The 18,829-nt window shown below is 41.6% G+C and carries 14 protein-coding genes and 3 rRNA genes; 14 read left to right on the top strand and 3 right to left on the bottom strand.

The window, feature by feature from the left end:
- The first annotated feature begins 21 nt into the window (after positions 1–21).
- Positions 22–1,380, top strand: a complete 1,359-nt coding sequence (gene glmU / locus LOS73_RS21340; RefSeq protein ID WP_033031751.1) for a bifunctional UDP-N-acetylglucosamine diphosphorylase/glucosamine-1-phosphate N-acetyltransferase GlmU — start codon at positions 22–24, stop codon at positions 1,378–1,380.
- A gap of 28 nt (positions 1,381–1,408) precedes the next feature.
- On the opposite strand, the gene LOS73_RS21335 is transcribed toward glmU, so the two are convergent.
- Positions 1,409–2,251: a LytR/AlgR family response regulator transcription factor gene (locus LOS73_RS21335; RefSeq protein WP_457934277.1), complete on the bottom strand. Its 843-nt coding sequence runs from the start codon at positions 2,249–2,251 to the stop codon at positions 1,409–1,411.
- A gap of 144 nt (positions 2,252–2,395) precedes the next feature.
- On the opposite strand from LOS73_RS21335, the gene LOS73_RS21330 reads away from it, so the two are divergent.
- The 13 genes from LOS73_RS21330 to LOS73_RS21270 all read left to right on the top strand — a co-directional run bounded on the left by LOS73_RS21330 (position 2,396) and on the right by LOS73_RS21270 (position 17,827).
- Positions 2,396–3,625 (top strand): acyltransferase family protein, encoded by a 1,230-nt coding sequence (locus tag LOS73_RS21330; protein WP_457934276.1) that lies wholly within the window; start codon positions 2,396–2,398, stop codon positions 3,623–3,625.
- Positions 3,626–3,708: 83 nt separating this feature from the next.
- A complete protein-coding gene (locus LOS73_RS21325) occupies positions 3,709–5,502 on the top strand; it encodes a choice-of-anchor I family protein (RefSeq protein WP_457934275.1) in 1,794 nt (597 codons plus the stop codon).
- A gap of 608 nt (positions 5,503–6,110) precedes the next feature.
- A 16S ribosomal RNA gene (locus tag LOS73_RS21320) occupies positions 6,111–7,646 on the top strand.
- A gap of 298 nt (positions 7,647–7,944) precedes the next feature.
- Positions 7,945–10,835, top strand: a 23S ribosomal RNA gene (locus LOS73_RS21315).
- A 152-nt stretch (positions 10,836–10,987) separates the two neighbouring features.
- Positions 10,988–11,102 (top strand): 5S ribosomal RNA (rrf, locus tag LOS73_RS21310).
- The 16S, 23S and 5S rRNA genes sit together here, the layout of an rRNA operon.
- A gap of 701 nt (positions 11,103–11,803) precedes the next feature.
- Positions 11,804–12,736 (top strand): CHAD domain-containing protein, encoded by a 933-nt coding sequence (locus LOS73_RS21305; RefSeq protein ID WP_306725103.1) that lies wholly within the window; start codon positions 11,804–11,806, stop codon positions 12,734–12,736.
- Positions 12,737–12,761: 25 nt separating this feature from the next.
- Complete coding sequence (locus tag LOS73_RS21300) at positions 12,762–13,661, top strand: DUF350 domain-containing protein (protein WP_033032158.1); 900 nt, start codon at positions 12,762–12,764, stop codon at positions 13,659–13,661.
- A 3-nt stretch (positions 13,662–13,664) separates the two neighbouring features.
- Positions 13,665–15,386, top strand: a complete 1,722-nt coding sequence (locus tag LOS73_RS21295) for a polyamine aminopropyltransferase (RefSeq protein ID WP_033032156.1) — start codon at positions 13,665–13,667, stop codon at positions 15,384–15,386.
- 79 nt (positions 15,387–15,465) lie between these two features.
- Entirely contained in the window at positions 15,466–15,879 is a 414-nt protein-coding gene (locus LOS73_RS21290) for a YjfI family protein (protein ID WP_004335098.1), read from the top strand.
- 24 nt (positions 15,880–15,903) lie between these two features.
- Complete coding sequence (locus LOS73_RS21285) at positions 15,904–16,596, top strand: PspA/IM30 family protein (protein ID WP_007377917.1); 693 nt, start codon at positions 15,904–15,906, stop codon at positions 16,594–16,596.
- 74 nt (positions 16,597–16,670) lie between these two features.
- Positions 16,671–17,309 carry a DUF4178 domain-containing protein gene (locus LOS73_RS21280; protein WP_033032150.1) on the top strand — a complete coding sequence of 213 codons (639 nt, stop codon included), beginning with the start codon at positions 16,671–16,673 and terminating at the stop codon, positions 17,307–17,309.
- Positions 17,306–17,626, top strand: coding sequence for a hypothetical protein (locus tag LOS73_RS21275; RefSeq protein ID WP_007377915.1), 321 nt, complete (start codon positions 17,306–17,308; stop codon positions 17,624–17,626). The genes LOS73_RS21280 and LOS73_RS21275 overlap by 4 nt, the downstream gene beginning before the upstream one ends.
- Positions 17,627–17,641: 15 nt before the next feature.
- On the top strand, positions 17,642–17,827 hold the full coding sequence (locus LOS73_RS21270; RefSeq protein ID WP_007377914.1) for a hypothetical protein: 186 nt from the start codon (positions 17,642–17,644) through the stop codon (positions 17,825–17,827).
- 19 nt (positions 17,828–17,846) lie between these two features.
- Here LOS73_RS21270 and LOS73_RS21265 read toward each other — a convergent pair whose 3' ends face one another.
- Together LOS73_RS21265 and LOS73_RS21260 are read right to left on the bottom strand one after the other, a co-directional pair.
- Complete coding sequence (locus LOS73_RS21265) at positions 17,847–18,251, bottom strand: hypothetical protein (protein WP_457934274.1); 405 nt, start codon at positions 18,249–18,251, stop codon at positions 17,847–17,849.
- Positions 18,252–18,261: 10 nt separating this feature from the next.
- Positions 18,262–18,783, bottom strand: coding sequence for a hypothetical protein (locus tag LOS73_RS21260; protein ID WP_007377912.1), 522 nt, complete (start codon positions 18,781–18,783; stop codon positions 18,262–18,264).
- Between the last annotated feature and the right edge of the window lie 46 nt (positions 18,784–18,829).

The following is an 18,829-nucleotide window of genomic DNA, read 5'->3' as shown; positions in this document are numbered from 1 at the left end:
CGAAAAAAGGAAATTGTTTTAATGGCTCTAACAACTATTATTCTTGCTGCGGGTAAAGGTACTCGTATGCGCTCTGCTCTACCTAAAGTTTTGCACAAAGTTGCAGGTAAACCAATGGTACAGCACGTTATTGATAATGCGATGGCATTAGGTGCAACGACTACAAACTTAGTTTACGGACACGGCGGCGAACTATTACAACAACAACTTGCCGATAACAATGTAAATTGGGTACTCCAAGCTGAACAACTTGGTACTGGCCACGCAGTAGCGCAAGCCAACTCTCATGTTAATGATGAAGACACGGTATTAATTTTATACGGCGATGTACCACTAACAAAACAATCAACACTAGAGCGTTTATTAGCCGCAACACCTAAAAATGGTTTAGCGGTATTAACGGTAAATTTGGTAAACCCAAATGGCTATGGTCGAATGCTTCGTGTCGGTGGTAAGTTAGTCGGTATTGTTGAGCAAAAAGATGCAAGCTCAGAGCAGTTACTTATTAACGAAGTAAATACAGGCATTATGGCTGTTAACGGTAAGCTATTAAAAACATGGTTGGGTAACTTATCTAACAATAATGCACAAGGCGAGTACTACTTAACAGATATCGTTGCAATGGCGCACAGTGAAGGTGTAGAAATTACTTCAGCTCAGCCAGACCATGCAATGGAAGTTGAGGGCGCAAATAACCGCGTACAACTTGCTGGTCTTGAGCGTGCTTACCAAGCATGGCAAGCGCAAGAGTTAATGTTAAATGGTGCAACACTTGCTGATCCTGCGCGTATTGATGTGCGTGGAACAGTTACCACCGGTGAAGATGTACTTATTGATATAAACGTTATTTTTGAAGGTAATGTAACCCTTGGTAGCAATGTACAAATTGGCCCTAACTGTGTCCTTAAAAATTGTACCATAGGCGATAACGTGGTAATAAAGGCAAATACCTTAATTGAAGATGCAAGCGTTGCCGCACAGTGTACGTTGGGTCCTTATGCTCGGCTTCGCCCTGGTGCTGTAATGGAAGAAGACTCACACATTGGTAACTTTGTTGAGATGAAAAAAACCCGTTTAGGTAAAGGCTCAAAAGCCAACCACTTAAGTTACTTAGGTGATGCTGAAATTGGCGAAAAAGTGAATATTGGCGCTGGTACTATTACCTGCAACTACGATGGTGTTAATAAATCAAAAACTATTATTGGCGATAATGCTTTTATTGGTTCTAATTCATCACTTGTTGCCCCAGTAAATATAGGTGCAACTGCAACAATTGGTGCAGGCTCGGTGATAACCAGTACCGTTGAAGATGACCAATTAGCAATAGCACGCTCTAAACAGCGTAATTTAACAGGTTGGAAACGCCCAGTTAAAAAATAACAATTAGAGGCTACTTAGGTAGCCTTTTTTATTTTAGTTGAAGTTTAAATTGCTCTTTATAGCGTCTAGATAGGTTTAGTACTTTACCTGTAGTTAATTTTATTTCACTGTCGCCACTGGATAGTGGTGTAATAGACTCCACTTTATCGAGTTTTACGCCATGGCTGCGGTGAATTCTACAAAACCCCTGCACTTCAAGTTGTTTACTTAATGCTGTAAGCGTTGCCCTTAACGGATATATACGTGAGCCTATATGTAGGTTTACATAATTACCCGACGATTCAAGCCAATCAACATCCTCTATTTTTATAATGAATTCCTTACCGAGCTTTTTAACTAATAAGCGATTTATGGTCGATTTTGTTTGCTGCTCACTTTCTTCAATTGAAGAAGCTTCACCTAGTAACTGCTGTACCACATATTGATATACTTTGATAAGTAGGATAAAAAACACAAAGCTTATAGCGTCTTTCTGGTATTCATAAATAAGCTCAAACCAGCTAAGTCCAAAGTTGTAAGACCCATCATTCAACAAATATATGAATTTACGAACCCCTACCATAATACCAACGTGTAACACGCTAAATATAATAGAGGCAGCAAAGTACATACCTAATGAGGCCGTAATATTTTGCCAATTAAAAGGTAAGTGTCTTAAAAACCAAATTAAAATAGGGAATATAAGCAAAGTACTCAAGGCACTTGAATACTCCCAAACAAATGGCTCCCACATTAAAAAAGTTAAAGCGCCTTCTCTTTGGGCTTCCATTATTTGGGTTGTAGCGTTTACTGTATTATTAATTAATACGTAAGCACACAGTAATACTGATGCGTAAATGCTTTGAAAACGTTGAAAGTGCTGTAGGTTCATAAATGTATGCTTATTGCTAATGTGGCACGCTTATCCCTGTATACCACCTTTTATCACTATTGCTTGTAATATAAGCACTTGTAGATAGTTTTAGCGAGAGCTTTAGGTATGAATAACGCATAAAATTCATAAAGTAGTAAAAGCATGAACACTCAAACACAACAACCTTCATTAGTTAATTCGCGTAAATATTATCTTGATTGGCTTAGGGTAATCGCATTTGCGTCGCTAATTTTTTATCACATTGGCATGTTGTATAGCGAAAACTGGGGATTTCATTTTAAAAGTAATTACACATCACAGTATGTTGAATATTTAATGTTGGTGTTTTCACCTTGGCGTATGTTGCTCATTTGGTTTATATCGGGCGTAGCACTGCGTTTTATGATTGATAAAATAAGTGGCTTTAAGTCTTGGTTGCATTTCACCTTATACCGCTCTATTTTTTTACTATTACCCTTGCTGGTGGGTTTATGGTTAATAGTGCCTTTACAGCTGTTTGCAGAAATGTCGCAGCACGGTGTTATTGATATTAGTTATTGGCAATTTTATTTAGCTTTTATAGAGACTAACAATACGCTTTTTATCAATTATCAGTCTGGGGTGTGGCCGCATGTGGATGTAAATCACTTATGGTATTTGCGCTCGTTGTGGCAATTTATGCTGATCATTATTGTTTTAGCTCTTTTTGAACGTTTGCCCTTTATTGCGCCTTTAAAAACATTTGTTAAAGCGGGTATGTCATTTGGGTTTTTAATTACCTTGCTCACTATTGCCACACTATTTATAAGCCATTACTTAACTGGCGATTCAATCAGAGAAACTAACGGCTTAATACTGCTACTCGCAGGATACATACTTGCTAAAAACACTTACTTTTGGAAGTGCTTAAATAAAAACTTAGTATTACTAGCTTTGAGTTTTGCGGTTTTGTTTGTACTTATAATATTAAGTTATCAGAAGGTGTTTACTCTTCCTCATTTTATTTTAAGCGCTAGCTACAATATTCAACGTGTTGTAGGTGTATTTTTTGTACTTGCGCTCGCTCACCGATTTTTAAATTTTAATACCTACTATTTAAAGCAGCTCAATGCATGGGTGTTTCCCTTTTATTTATTGCATCAAAGCATTTTGATTATTTTGTGTTTTTTACTGCAACCTTTAAGTTTAGGGACTGTTGTTGAGCCATTTATCATTATTACAGGAACTTGGTCTCTCTGCGGGGTTATAACATGGAGTATTACACGTATTGATGTACTTAGACCTTTGCTAGGAGTTGCAATTAAACGAGAGTATTCCTCGAGTGTAAAAATGCTTGGTTATACGGCCGCTTTAATTTTAATTACTCCGCTAGCGTATAAGCTAATTACTTAGGCTAAGAGGCTGTATTAAAACTGCCATAATCTTGTCATGCCTGTGTGTTGATATTTAGCAAATACAATACTAAGGAAAATCATATGTTTAAAAAATCAATTATTGCGCTGTCACTTATATCTATTCTTACTGGTTGCGCACTTGATGGTGACGATGGTCAAAACGGCTCTCAAGGATTACAGGGAGAACAAGGCGCAAATGGCATTAATGGGATAAATGGTGTAAATGCTAATTCAGCATTAAATATTAACCTTGTGGGTAGAGGTGTACTAAATGCACAAAGCCCAGAAGGTGCGGCTGAAATAGTTGCATACCAAGCATCTAAAAAATGGATTTACGCTATTAACAGTTCAGGCGATGACGCTGTTGTTGATATTTTACCCGCCGACACCTTTGATACTGCCGCACTCGTTAAAGATAACGAAGGGGTTATAAACGGCAAAAATTTAACATCCGTTATTACGTTGCCTTTAAACGAGCATACTCAAGGCGATGCAAACAGCATTGCTATTGATGAAAACAATAATTTACTCGCGGTCGCAATGGCTGCTAAAAGCACGGGTGATGCAGGTCAAATTGCTTTTTACGATATAAGCGGCGACTCACCTGTATTTATTAAAAACGTAACGGTCGGATTTTTACCAGACATGGTGACGTTCACCCATGATGGCGCAAAGGCAGTGGTTGCTAACGAAGGTGAACCAAGTGGCGACTACAGCGTAGATCCTGAAGGTTCTATTAGTATTATCGATATAACAAATAATGTAATAGCCGATACAGCAATAAATATTGATTTTAAAGCCTATAACAACAAACAAACCGAACTAGAAGCGCAAGGGGTAGTTTTTGCAAACCCAAATGGTCGTACTATTAACGGTAATCTAATAAATACTACAGTAGCTATGGATTTAGAGCCCGAGTACGTTAGCATTTCTAAAGATAACAAATATGCTTATGTATCTATTCAAGAAAACAATGCACTTGCAATAGTTAACCTACAAGACAACAGTCTTGAGCTAAAGGGCTTAGGCTTTAAATATTGGTCAAGCTTACAACTTGATGCCTCAGATAAAGACGGCGGCGTGAATTTTAAATCATACCCAGGGCTCTATGGTATTTACCAGCCCGATACTATCTCAAGTTTTAGTTGGAAAGGCGCTAACTTTATAGTTACTGCCAACGAAGGTGACGCAAGAGAATACTTTTTTGATACAACGGATGAAGCAGACTGTATAGCAAAGGGCGGACTTGATTACGATAAAGACGATGGCTGCTTAGCTTATATAGATGAAAGCCGCGTTGAAGACTTAACGCTTGCTGCTAATTTTGATTACTTAAATAATGACGATGATGATATTGGTCGCTTAAAAGTAACAACAATAAAAGGCGATACCAATAACGACGGACAATACGAATCGCTTTATGCTTATGGTGCACGTTCTTTTACTATTTGGGATAGCAATGGGCTGGTGGTTTTTGATTCAGGTGACGATATAGCACGTATAACAGCATCTGTGCATGGTGAATCATTTAACAATAATGAAGATGAAAACAAAGGTGACTCACGTTCAGATGATAAAGGCGCAGAGCCTGAAGCGCTGACTATTGGCAAAATTGACGATCGTACATTTGCTTTTATAGGGCTTGAGCGTATGGGTGGGATTATGGCTTACGACATTACCAATCCATATAATGTGCAGTTTGAAGACTACTTCTATAATAGAGGCTTAATTAAAGGAGCGAATATTACAGGCGATTTGGCACCTGAAGGAATGGTATTCGTTTCAGCAGAGCAAAGTGCAACAGGAAATCCACTCTTAATTGTTGGAAATGAAATATCAGGCTCTATTGCCGTATGGGAAATAGCATCTAAATAAATATTTAATTTTAAATAAAGCTGTGTGTTGTTTGTTTAACATACAGCTTAGTTTAAACCTTACTAATACATCATCAATTGATACATAAATTATGAGTGTTTTTTAAACTAAAAGTATCCTACAGCCCTTTGTTTGTATAGCTTTCATACTAAATTCATTTAATTGTCAAAAAGCTGAAATAAAACATTGACCCCCGCTCGAATCTCCATATAATGCGACCCCACTGAGACAGGAAACGCCAACGCATAGCGAGGCACGAACTACTCAGAGAGTTAAATAAAACTTCGGTTTTAAATTGTCGAAAGAAAGTTTAAAACTAAGTGTTGACTCGAAAAATAAAGGGTGTATTATCCGCATCCCTTGAGACGCTAAAGCGACTCAAAACGTTCTTTAACAATATAAAGCAATCATCTGTGTGGGCACTCGTACAGATTGAGTTCTAACAGCCAACCTACTTAGGTAGCGAGGCAAACAAATTAGAGTCTCAATTGAAAACTGAGTGACCAACAGAATAGTTATTTCGGTAATTATTCGGCACAGTCAATTCAATATCGAAAGATATTAAAAAATTCAGAATTCATTGAGCTGTCGAAAGACATAAAACTTTTTAATTGAAGAGTTTGATCATGGCTCAGATTGAACGCTGGCGGCAGGCCTAACACATGCAAGTCGAGCGGTAACAGAGAGTAGCTTGCTACTTTGCTGACGAGCGGCGGACGGGTGAGTAATGCTTGGGAACATGCCTTGAGGTGGGGGACAACAGTTGGAAACGACTGCTAATACCGCATAATGTCTACGGACCAAAGGGGGCTTCGGCTCTCGCCTTTAGATTGGCCCAAGTGGGATTAGCTAGTTGGTGAGGTAATGGCTCACCAAGGCGACGATCCCTAGCTGGTTTGAGAGGATGATCAGCCACACTGGGACTGAGACACGGCCCAGACTCCTACGGGAGGCAGCAGTGGGGAATATTGCACAATGGGCGCAAGCCTGATGCAGCCATGCCGCGTGTGTGAAGAAGGCCTTCGGGTTGTAAAGCACTTTCAGTCAGGAGGAAAGGTTAACGGTTAATACCCGTTAGCTGTGACGTTACTGACAGAAGAAGCACCGGCTAACTCCGTGCCAGCAGCCGCGGTAATACGGAGGGTGCGAGCGTTAATCGGAATTACTGGGCGTAAAGCGTACGCAGGCGGTTTGTTAAGCGAGATGTGAAAGCCCCGGGCTCAACCTGGGAACTGCATTTCGAACTGGCAAACTAGAGTGTGATAGAGGGTGGTAGAATTTCAGGTGTAGCGGTGAAATGCGTAGAGATCTGAAGGAATACCGATGGCGAAGGCAGCCACCTGGGTCAACACTGACGCTCATGTACGAAAGCGTGGGGAGCAAACGGGATTAGATACCCCGGTAGTCCACGCCGTAAACGATGTCTACTAGAAGCTCGGAGCCTCGGTTCTGTTTTTCAAAGCTAACGCATTAAGTAGACCGCCTGGGGAGTACGGCCGCAAGGTTAAAACTCAAATGAATTGACGGGGGCCCGCACAAGCGGTGGAGCATGTGGTTTAATTCGATGCAACGCGAAGAACCTTACCTACACTTGACATACAGAGAACTTACCAGAGATGGTTTGGTGCCTTCGGGAACTCTGATACAGGTGCTGCATGGCTGTCGTCAGCTCGTGTTGTGAGATGTTGGGTTAAGTCCCGCAACGAGCGCAACCCCTATCCTTAGTTGCTAGCAGGTAATGCTGAGAACTCTAAGGAGACTGCCGGTGATAAACCGGAGGAAGGTGGGGACGACGTCAAGTCATCATGGCCCTTACGTGTAGGGCTACACACGTGCTACAATGGCGCATACAGAGTGCTGCGAACCTGCGAAGGTAAGCGAATCACTTAAAGTGCGTCGTAGTCCGGATTGGAGTCTGCAACTCGACTCCATGAAGTCGGAATCGCTAGTAATCGCGTATCAGAATGACGCGGTGAATACGTTCCCGGGCCTTGTACACACCGCCCGTCACACCATGGGAGTGGGTTGCTCCAGAAGTAGATAGTCTAACCCTCGGGAGGACGTTTACCACGGAGTGATTCATGACTGGGGTGAAGTCGTAACAAGGTAGCCCTAGGGGAACCTGGGGCTGGATCACCTCCTTATACGATTTAGAACTTATTTGTTCGTAGTGTCCACACAGATGATTGTTAATTAGTGCTTGTCCTTCGGGATAACTAATTAATATGCTCTTTAAAAATTTGGAAAAGCTGATAATAAAATTCTGATGAATACAGTGTATTTATCAAGAGTTTTCAAAAGTAAAAAAACAATGGTAGCAGTACCATTGAGTGCCATTTAGTTAACTCTTATGAGTTGATTGATTGGTATCTACTTTAGTATTCAATATTGACTTCTGGCGAAGTTAAACTGTCACAAAACAAAGACCCGTTTGGGTTGTATGGTTAAGTGACTAAGCGTACACGGTGGATGCCTTGGCAGTTGGAGGCGATGAAGGACGTATTAACTTGCGATAAGCCTAGTCAAGCTAGTAAAAAGCGCTTGAGACTAGGATTTCCGAATGGGGAAACCCACCTGCTTGCAGGTATCGTTAACTGAATACATAGGTTAACGAGGCGAACGCGGAGAACTGAAACATCTAAGTACCCGTAGGAAAAGAAATCAACCGAGATTCCGAAAGTAGCGGCGAGCGAAATCGGAACAGCCCTTAAGCTTATTATGTGTTAATGGAAGGCTGCTGGAAAGCGCCACGATACAGGGTGATAGTCCCGTACATGAAAAGACATTTTAAGTGAAATCGAGTAGGTCGGAGCACGTGAAACTTTGACTGAATATAGGTGGACCATCATCTAAGGCTAAATACTCCCAACTGACCGATAGTGAACCAGTACCGTGAGGGAAAGGCGAAAAGAACCCCTGTGAGGGGAGTGAAATAGAACCTGAAACCGTGTACGTACAAGCAGTAGGAGCCCACTTGTTGGGTGACTGCGTACCTTTTGTATAATGGGTCAGCGACTTATATTTTGTAGCGAGGTTAACCGAATAGGGTAGCCGTAGGGAAACCGAGTCTTAACTGGGCGACTAGTTGCAAGGTATAGACCCGAAACCCGGTGATCTAGCCATGGGCAGGTTGAAGGTTGAGTAACATCAACTGGAGGACCGAACCCACTAACGTTGAAAAGTTAGGGGATGACCTGTGGCTAGGAGTGAAAGGCTAATCAAACCGGGAGATAGCTGGTTCTCCCCGAAATCTATTTAGGTAGAGCCTCGGACGAATACTTACGGGGGTAGAGCACTGTTAAGGCTAGGGGGTCATCCCGACTTACCAACCCTTTGCAAACTCCGAATACCGTAAAGTAATATCCGGGAGACACACGGCGGGTGCTAACGTCCGTCGTGAAGAGGGAAACAACCCAGACCGCCAGCTAAGGTCCCAAAGTCATAGTTAAGTGGGAAACGATGTGGAAAGGCCCAGACAGCCAGGAGGTTGGCTTAGAAGCAGCCATCCTTTAAAGAAAGCGTAATAGCTCACTGGTCGAGTCGGTCTGCGCGGAAGATGTAACGGGGCTAAACTATGCACCGAAGCTGCGGATTCAGAATTTATTCTGAGTGGTAGGGGAGCGTTCTGTAAGCGGTTGAAGGTGTACCGGGAGGTATGCTGGACGTATCAGAAGTGCGAATGCTGACATGAGTAACGATAATGGGAGTGAAAAACTCCCACGCCGGAAGACCAAGGGTTCCTATCCCATGTTAATCAGGGTAGGGTAAGTCGACCCCTAAGGCGAGGCCGAAAGGCGTAGTCGATGGGAAACAGATTAATATTTCTGTACTCGATATAATTGCGATGGGGGGACGGAGCAGGCTAAGCAAGCATAGCGTTGGTAGTCTATGTGAAAGTGAGTAGGGCGTTTGTTTAGGTAAATCCGGACGAACATTAAACCTGAGACACGAGACGAGTCACTACGGTGATGAAGTTGCTGATGCCATACTTCCAGGAAAAGCCTCTAAGCTTCAGATTATATGGAATCGTACCCCAAACCGACACAGGTGGTCAGGTAGAGAATACTAAGGCGCTTGAGAGAACTCGGGTGAAGGAACTAGGCAAAATCGTACCGTAACTTCGGGAGAAGGTACGCTCCTATCTGTGATGAGACTTGCTCTCTAAGCGGACGGGAGCCGCAGTGACCAGGTGGCTGGGACTGTTTATTAAAAACACAGCACTGTGCAAAATCGCAAGATGACGTATACGGTGTGACACCTGCCCGGTGCCGGAAGGTTAATTGATGGGGTTATCCTTAGGGAGAAGCTCTTGATCGAAGCCCCGGTAAACGGCGGCCGTAACTATAACGGTCCTAAGGTAGCGAAATTCCTTGTCGGGTAAGTTCCGACCTGCACGAATGGTGTAACCATGGCCACGCTGTCTCCACCCGAGACTCAGTGAAATTGAAATCGCAGTGAAGATGCTGTGTACCCGCGGCTAGACGGAAAGACCCCGTGAACCTTTACTACAGCTTGGCACTGAACATTGAACCTACATGTGTAGGATAGGTGGGAGACTTTGAAGCAGCGACGCTAGTTGTTGTGGAGTCAACCTTGAAATACCACCCTTGTAGTTTTGATGTTCTAACGTTGGCCCCTGAATCGGGGTTACGGACAGTGCCTGGTGGGTAGTTTGACTGGGGCGGTCTCCTCCTAAAGAGTAACGGAGGAGCACGAAGGTTGGCTAAGTACGGTCGGACATCGTACGGTTAGTGTAATGGTAGAAGCCAGCTTAACTGCGAGACAGACACGTCGAGCAGGTACGAAAGTAGGTCATAGTGATCCGGTGGTTCTGAATGGAAGGGCCATCGCTCAACGGATAAAAGGTACTCCGGGGATAACAGGCTGATACCGCCCAAGAGTTCATATCGACGGCGGTGTTTGGCACCTCGATGTCGGCTCATCACATCCTGGGGCTGAAGTCGGTCCCAAGGGTATGGCTGTTCGCCATTTAAAGTGGTACGCGAGCTGGGTTTAGAACGTCGTGAGACAGTTCGGTCCCTATCTGCCGTGGGCGTTTGAGAATTGAGAGGGGTTGCTCCTAGTACGAGAGGACCGGAGTGAACGAACCGCTGGTGTTCGGGTTGTCATGCCAATGGCATTGCCCGGTAGCTACGTTCGGAACTGATAAGCGCTGAAAGCATCTAAGCGCGAAGCAGGCCTCGAGATGAGTTCTCACTAGACTTTTAAAGTCTCTGAAGGGCCGTTGAAGACTACAACGTTGATAGGCAAGATGTGGAAGTGGTGTGAGCCATTAAGCTAACTTGTACTAATTACCCGTGAGGCTTAACCATACAACGCCAAACGCGTTTTATGTGATAGTGAAACACGCGAAGAAGTTAATATAACTAAAGTAGATATTACTTAAAGAAAGACTTAAAAAATATTATCAGATATTTTCCAAATTCAGTTAGTGCGCAGAAATACGTATTAACGCCCAAATTTGCTTGGTGACAATAGCGTTTTGGACCCACCTGACTCCATGCCGAACTCAGTAGTGAAACGAAACAGCGCCGATGATAGTGTAGCATTTGCTATGTGAAAGTAGGACATTACCAGGCTTCAAATTGTAGAGAGCCCGACTAGAAATAGTCGGGCTTTTTTACGTCTGCAGAAAAGTAAAATGTGCGCAATTAACACACACTCATATCGCGACACAAAGATAGTGTAGCATTTCACTGTGGCTCTCCACCGCTGTGGGCACTACGACATCACCAGGCTTCAAATTAAAGAAACCCGTTACAGCAATGTGACGGGTTTTTTGCTGTTTTGGATTTAATAAATAGCCAAGAGCCCATGCCGAACTCAGTAGTGAAACAAAACAGCTCGAAGGCGAGACCCACTGAAGGCCGCCCTGACACAAAGATAGTGTAGCATTTGTTATGTGACTCTCCACCGCTGTGGGCAGCACGACATTCTACTGCGTAGCGCACCGACTTCACATTGTAGAAAGCCCGAATCTAACGATTCGGGCTTTTTTACGTCTGCAGAAAAGTAAAATACGCGTAATTAACATCCACTCACAGCAACATCCATCTCGTAGGTCGGGCGAGCGCGACTCCCAACGTAAAAGCACTGAAAGTACCCTTATAAAGCTTCTACTTCAATTCTAACCTTGGCGATACAACTCAATATCTTCACTAAATCACAGTCGGATTTAAAAGCTAGCTACTTCTTCTCACTTTGTTGCAATTTCATTCTTGGTTTAATAAGTGACCTGTGTAAAACTAGCTGCGTTAATTTAGTAAATCAGGTGACATGAATGTCGAATATTAAAGCTTGGAAACTTATAAGCCTGTTTTGTTTGTTCGCAGTGCTTATGGGTTGTCAATCTAAAGAAGAGCAGCTGCAACAAACAATTCAAGAGTCTATTAAAAAGGCTGATACGGAGCTGTCTCAGCTTGGTACTGCACTCGATAATGGGAGTGTGCGCAATGCTATATTACTTAAAGAATATGGCGAGCTTCTTAAAAAACAACAACCAGAGCTTACAAAAGTTGTTGATGTAATTACCCTTGATGCAACGCGCCAAGGTGCACTTTATAGTGGTTTAACACAGCGACTTAAAGATATTAAAGGAACTTACTTAATTCCTCCTTACGAAGATACGTTGCATAGCATTGATTTGTTGCGTGATGCGTCTAAACCTACGCTATTTTCTGATGCGCTAACCGATCCTATTAATATGCTAGCTGATATGTCCAAAGGCACTTTAGCGCGTGTAGGCGCAATTAGTAAGCAAGCTGAAGGTGAGGGTGTTGGTAACCAAATGGTAGGTAACCCTAACTATGGTAACTGGCAATCAAATAGTAACGGTATTAGCTTTTGGCAATGGTACGGGATGTACCGTATTTTAGGTGATGTATTTGATCGTGTTGAATATGGAAGCTGGAGTAAGCGCCGAAAGTATAGTTATTACAATGACTATGGCCGTTCGCGTTATTCAAGCCCTAAACAAATTAAAACCCAAAGCGCGCTAGAAACACGCACGCGCCAAACATACCAACGCCAAGGTAAGCAGTTTACAAGCCCTTATGCGAGTAAAAAAACAGGTGCATCCGGTTTAAGTCGTAGTAGTTATACGCCACCAAAAAGCCGCAGTAGTTATTCTCGTTCTAGCAGTTATAGCAATAGCTCAGGAACGGTGCGTGATAGCGGTAGCAGAACCTCTCGTGGCGTGAGCCGTGGTAAGTAAAAGAATAAGTTGGAGTTAGAATAATATGTATGAATTTAATGGAATAACTATGTGGTCGCTACAAGCGTTGGCGATTGATTTTGCAATTATTGTTTTATTATTTGTAAGCCTTAAATATATAAAAGGCTGGGTTTCAAACTTACACGCAAATGATGAAATAACAGAGCGTGATAACTTTGCTTTTGGTATTAGCTTTGCCGCTGGTTTAGTGGCACTGGCGATTGTATTAACAGGTGTAAGTAGTGGTGCTTTTGCTGCAACACTGCAACAAGAAGCACTGCAAATGTTAGCTTACGGCGCATTAGCTATTGTACTTATTAAGTTGGGCCACTTTTTCCAAGATAAAGTAGCGCTTCGTAAAGTAAGCCTGCACAACGAAATAGTTAAAGGTAACGTTACAGCTTCAATAATTGATTTTGGTCATGTTGTTAGCGTTGCAATAGTTATTCGCTCAGCACTTTTATGGGTGGCTACTGATGGCTGGCATGGTCTTCCAATTGTAATTGCTGCCTTTATTATAGGTAGTGTTGTATTACTACTTGTTAGCCAATACCGAGTTCAGTTATTTAAGCGTACAAACAAAAGTGGCGACTGCCTACAACAAGCAATTGTTGATGGTAACTTAGCTGTGGGTATTCGTTACGCTGGATTTTTAATAGGTAGTGCATTAGCTATTACAGCTGCAACGGGTGTTGCGCCATACGCTGCTGATAACATTAATGCGAGTTTACTATACTGGGCTATTAGCGCTGTAGTGAGCCTTGTCGCATTTATTATTTTGCACTTAGTGACAATTAAAATAATTTTATCTGGTTGCGATATTTCCGATGAAGTTAATCGTCAAAAAAATGTAGGTGTAGCTACTATTTCTGCAGCAGTATCATTTGCTGTAGGTATCACTATGGCAACCTTACTAGGCGCATAATCAGTGTCATCAACCAACACTCCCCCAAGTAAGTCTCGCTTACTTGGGCACGATATATTACTAATTACTGTTATGGCCGTGCTTGCTGGATGCGGCCTTATTTATGAATACTTACTGTCTCATTATGCGGGCCGTGTACTTGGCTCAGTAGAAAGCGCTATTTACGCCATGATTGGTACTATGATTGTAGCAATGGGCTTAGGCGCTTTTTTAGCGCGCTGGTTTAAAGATGCATTTACCGCTTTTGCTTGGCTAGAAAGCATTATTGCTTTGGTTGGCATGGGCTGCATTTTAGCGATAGCGGGTGTAATAGCTGTAAGTTACTCTCTTCCTCATTTATTTTCGAGCATTTTTAATTTACCCCCTGATGTTGTACTTAATGGTTACGTATTTCAAAAGCTACAAGAGTGGTCACGTTTTCTACCTTATGTTTTTGGTTTAATACTGGGCTTATTTATTGGTATGGAAATACCGCTTATAGCGCGTATTCGTCAGCACGTTTATGGCCGTTTTTTAGAAAACAACGCAGGGACTATTTATGGTGCCGATTATATTGGTGCTGGTATTGGTGCCGCCATTTGGGTAAGCATCATGCTCTCAATGCCTATAATGCAAGCTGCGGCGTGGACGGCGTTATTTAATATCATTGCAGGACTCGCGTTTTTATGGCGCTATCACACTTATGTGCGCTTTGCTAAGGCACTTTTAGTTTGCCATATAGTACTGTTGGCATTGTTTGGCTTTATTTTAGTATTTGGCAGTAGCTGGATGAACAATCTAAGTAATATTTTATACAAAGATAAGGTAATTTATTCGCAAGCAACTAAATACCAACACGTAGTTTTAACCGAAAGATTAAGCAAAAACCAACCTCAGCCAATCACCGATTTATATTTAAATGGGCGTTTACAGTTCTCAAGTATTGATGAGCAAATATATCATTCAATGCTGGTTTACCCTGCAATGCTTGCCTCTAACAGACACGACCGTGTATTAATAATTGGTGGTGGTGACGGGCTTGCACTTAGAGATGTTTTAAAGTGGCCTGTAAGTGAAGTAACGCTAATAGATTTAGATGCGCAGCTTCTCAATTTATTTGGTCATAAAGACGGTGACTTTACGCCGCCAGAGCACATCAATAAGCGATTACTACAGCTAAACAATAAATCGATGCAAGACTCGCGAGCCAACATAATTGTGGGTGATGCATTTTTAGAAGTTGAAAAGCTGCTTGATCAATCTAAGCAGTTCGACACCATCTTAATTGATTTACCGGACCCAAATCACCCTGATCTAAATAAAATGTACAGTGACTATTTTTATAATCATGTACGTCAGTTATTAGCACCCGATGGCGCAATGGCGGTTCAATCAACTTCACCTTATCATGCTAAAAAAGCGTTTTTAAGCATTGCTAAAACAGTCAAAGCGGCTGGGTTTGAGTATGTTGAGCAGTATCAGCAAAACATACCTTCGTTTGGGCAGTGGGGCTGGACTATAGCCACTAAAATGGGGCAGTCGGCCAGTGGCCGTATTAATGATGCGACGGCTATGCCTGTGCCATCAAGGTGGATTAGTAAAGAGTATTTATTGGCAAGCTTTGTATTTCCCAATCAATACTTTGAACAAGTTAAAAATATTGAGGTCAATAGGTTAGGATCTGGTCAGCTGTATGATTACTACCGAACTGCATGGCAAATAGAAAGCGAATTGTATAAAAATTAAAAAAACATGGTTGACATAATATGTCAGCCGTGAGAATCTTAACTCAGACATAATATGTCAAACGACAAAAGGCAGAGACATGGAATTAAATGAACTTTCAATAAAATTAGCTTCTTTTGAAACTGAAGGTGCTAACTTTGAGTCTTTCTTGATTGCCAACCCAGGCGAGCAAGATGTTTTACAAGTCATTGTTGATGGAAATGATGAACTTCCAATTTTTGTTACACAAACGCAAGAGCAGTTATTATGTATTAGCTACTTGTTTGACGAAGATGAAGTTAAGAGTGAATTACGCAACGAGTTGAACGAAACATTACTACGTTTAAACGTGCCAATTCCACTGAGTGCATTTGCTAAAATCGATAACAAATACGCGATTTTTGGTGCACTGTCGGTAAATTCATCATTAGATGACGTTACCCACGAACTAGTGACATTAGCCGATAACGCTATTGATGCACTAGAAGCCGTGACCTTGTATTTAAACGATTAATAGCCAGTTAGTGGAGTTAAGATTATGAGTATTTTAAAAAAATTATTTACAGCAGTACGTGGCGGCGCTCGTGAAGCAGGCGAAGCAATTGTAGACAAAAATGGTATCCGTATTTTTGAGCAAGAAATTGCAGACGCGCAAAATGCACTTCACCGTGCTAAAAAAAGCCTTACTGAAGTAATGGCTAAAGAAATGCAAACTAAGCGTAAAATTAGCGCTGTAGATGCATCAATCGCTGAACATGAAGCGTATGCAGGCCAAGCTCTTGAAAAGGGCAACGAAGCGTTAGCATTAGAAATTGCAGAAAAAATTGGTGACTTTGAAGCTGAAAAAGCTGAAAACGAGCAAGTATTATCTGGCTTTAGCAATCACATTGTTACGCTTAAGCAGCAAGTTAAAGATGCTGAAAAATCGATTAAAGAGAATCAGCGCCAGCTTACAATGGTTAAAACCACTGAAAGCGTACAGCAAGCAACAATGGCTGTTAACAGCACGCTTAATACAAACAGCTCGTCTATGACATCGGCTCGTCAATCGCTTGAACGCATTAAACAGCGTCAACAAGATCGTAGCGACCAGCTAGGTGCTGCAAAGCAACTTGAGTCTGACGTAAATGGCGATGACTTAAAAGCAAAAATGGCTGAAGCAGGTATTGGCGACACAAGTCCAAAAAGCGCTGATATTTTAGCTCGCATCAAAGCGAAGCAAAATAGCTAACCATTACGTTTATACTTTAAAAAGGTAACCGAGTTTTGCTCAGTTACCTTTTTTGCTTAGAAGGCAGCCTTTCTATGTTTAATTTTTTCAAATCTAAAAAAGAGCCAGAGCGTCAGCTTAATCATCCGAGCGAGCTTAAAAAAGGCGACATGTTTAGCGTTATCGACTCCTTTGCTTATCCGGCATGGCTAAAAGGTGAAACGCTACGTGTTACTGGTATTCAGACTTACCAATATCAGCACAGTAGCGATACTGAATTTGTACTTGAGACAAACAGCGGCCAAGTTGTATTTTTACAAATTGAGCAAGATGACGGCGAGGAGTGGGCTAACTTTTCTATTAAAATTCAGCGAAACGAAGTTGAGGAGATATTTGGCCTTGATGAGTTTGCGCGTATTTTTGATGAAGAGTCGTTAACCCACATTACAGTGCAAAATACACCAGAGCGCTTTATGCAGTTTTTAGCTAAAAGCTATCAACAAAGCGAGTCGCCTTATGTGTGTTATTTCCATAATAAAGATTACCGCAACCAAGCATTACCTCGTTATGAGCAAGAAGGTGGCGAGCCATGTGAAATGATTTGCTTAGCGTCAGATAATGAAGGTTTTGGTTTAAATATCGAAATTTGGGATGGCGGCGAAACCGAAGTATCGCTAACGCTCATGCGTCCAATGTCAGACATTGTAGACTTGTTTCCCGGAGATGCTAAGTGAGTGATGCTAAAGACAAGTGGTTACGTCAGGAACAAGCTGTACGTGCCACGCAAATGGCATTTGATCTAAGCAGTGAAGTTCAAAAGCTGATAAAAAAGCAAGCTATAGACCAAGAGTTAACGCCGTCAGATATGATCCGTAAAATACTTGGCTTAGACGTAAAATCTAAAAAAACGCGTCAACGTTTATCGTTTAATTTAAATGATGATGAAATTGCGCAACTAGCCAGTCGCTTTGATGTCTCAAGTGATGATAAGCGAGCCGTAAAACAACAAGTAGCTGACTTACTAATTGCTCACACTAAAAAAACTAAGTAGTTACACTAGATTATTATGAATATTATTTTAATTGCTTACTTAATTATTTTTGCGTTGTTTGGTACAGCGGCGAGTTATTTTGTACGTTTTATTTATGCGTATTGGGTGCTTAAAACAATGCCCATGAAGTACATTATAAAAGCGGGTATTTGCGTGATACTGGTGGTAGTAATTTCAGCGTTAATTCCGTATTTAAGTTAACGCTGAAATTAAGTTTGATTTACTTTATATCAAACGACTGACATTGCTGATTAATACACAGCGATTGTACTTCAAGTACAGGGGAGCAATTGGTTAAGCCTTGTGCTGCATTTTTAATTTTTTCTTGCTTTGTTATGAGTTGCGCAATATTTTCAGCTTTTTCTTGCGGGGTGTTAAGTGTTGAGTAAACAACATATTTACTCGGTCCACCGCATGCGCGGGCGCCAACTTCAAGCACTTTGCACTGAAAGCTAGCGGTGCAGCTATTATCACTCACCATGTCATTCAGCTCATAGTTTAAGTCAGACAAGTTTTTACTTTGTTCATTGCTTGACGTTATAGTGCTAGCACAACCACTTAGTAATAAAATGCTGCTAGCAACGCTTAAAATTGATAGTTTAATTGCCGATGATAAACAACTCATAACGTTATCCTTAAAATGCACTTACCGCTGAGCCTTCAAGTTTAACACATTTATTTTCAACACACTGCGTGCTTGGCGTTGTTAAATGCTGACAAATACTCATCATCCCTTTTTGTGCATTATAGTTACTTTCAAGCTTAGTAACTTTATCACTTAAGGCTGTTACTTGCTCTTCAGACGCTGATTTTGTTGAATACACAATGAAACTACTCGGTCCACCACATGCGCGGCTACCCACTGCATTTACCCTACATTGCGTGCTTGTATCACATTGCGTGTCTGCAATAAGTGTATTTAACTCGGTTTTAGCTGCTCTGATATCTTCTATTGAAACTTCTTTTAAATCGGCTTTCGGGATTTTTTCAGCAACTGATTTGTTTTGTGTTTTAGTATTCTCTTGTAATTTTTGAAGTACTGGCTTTGATGTTTCAGTTTCAGAGGTGACTGTTACTTGATCTGTTTCAGCTGGTGTTTTATCTAAGCATGCAGTTAAACAAAGAGGTAAAAGTATGGCTAACAATGGGGTACGCATAATAAACCTTGATAGTGATGAAATATTCATCACTATCATACACTGT

The organism is Pseudoalteromonas sp. SCSIO 43210, assembly GCF_054133285.1.
Note: the sequence above shows the minus strand (reverse complement) of the source record. Positions and strands in the feature narration are given on the sequence as shown.

Bases quoted from the DNA above. Each gene is read 5' to 3' on its own strand.
- LOS73_RS21325 (WP_457934275.1), top strand. From the start codon at position 3,709: ATGTTTAAAAAATCAATTATTGCGCTGTCACTTATATCTATTCTTACT.
- LOS73_RS21290 (WP_004335098.1), top strand. From the start codon at position 15,466: ATGGAATTAAATGAACTTTCAATAAAATTAGCTTCTTTTGAAACTGAA.
- LOS73_RS21280 (WP_033032150.1), top strand. From the start codon at position 16,671: ATGTTTAATTTTTTCAAATCTAAAAAAGAGCCAGAGCGTCAGCTTAAT.
- LOS73_RS21285 (WP_007377917.1), top strand. From the start codon at position 15,904: ATGAGTATTTTAAAAAAATTATTTACAGCAGTACGTGGCGGCGCTCGT.
- LOS73_RS21305 (WP_306725103.1), top strand. From the start codon at position 11,804: ATGTCGAATATTAAAGCTTGGAAACTTATAAGCCTGTTTTGTTTGTTC.
- glmU (WP_033031751.1), top strand. From the start codon at position 22: ATGGCTCTAACAACTATTATTCTTGCTGCGGGTAAAGGTACTCGTATG.
- LOS73_RS21335 (WP_457934277.1), bottom strand. From the start codon at position 2,251: ATGAACCTACAGCACTTTCAACGTTTTCAAAGCATTTACGCATCAGTA.
- LOS73_RS21330 (WP_457934276.1), top strand. From the start codon at position 2,396: ATGAACACTCAAACACAACAACCTTCATTAGTTAATTCGCGTAAATAT.
- LOS73_RS21300 (WP_033032158.1), top strand. From the start codon at position 12,762: ATGTATGAATTTAATGGAATAACTATGTGGTCGCTACAAGCGTTGGCG.
- LOS73_RS21270 (WP_007377914.1), top strand. From the start codon at position 17,642: ATGAATATTATTTTAATTGCTTACTTAATTATTTTTGCGTTGTTTGGT.
- LOS73_RS21265 (WP_457934274.1), bottom strand. From the start codon at position 18,251: ATGAGTTGTTTATCATCGGCAATTAAACTATCAATTTTAAGCGTTGCT.
- LOS73_RS21260 (WP_007377912.1), bottom strand. From the start codon at position 18,783: ATGCGTACCCCATTGTTAGCCATACTTTTACCTCTTTGTTTAACTGCA.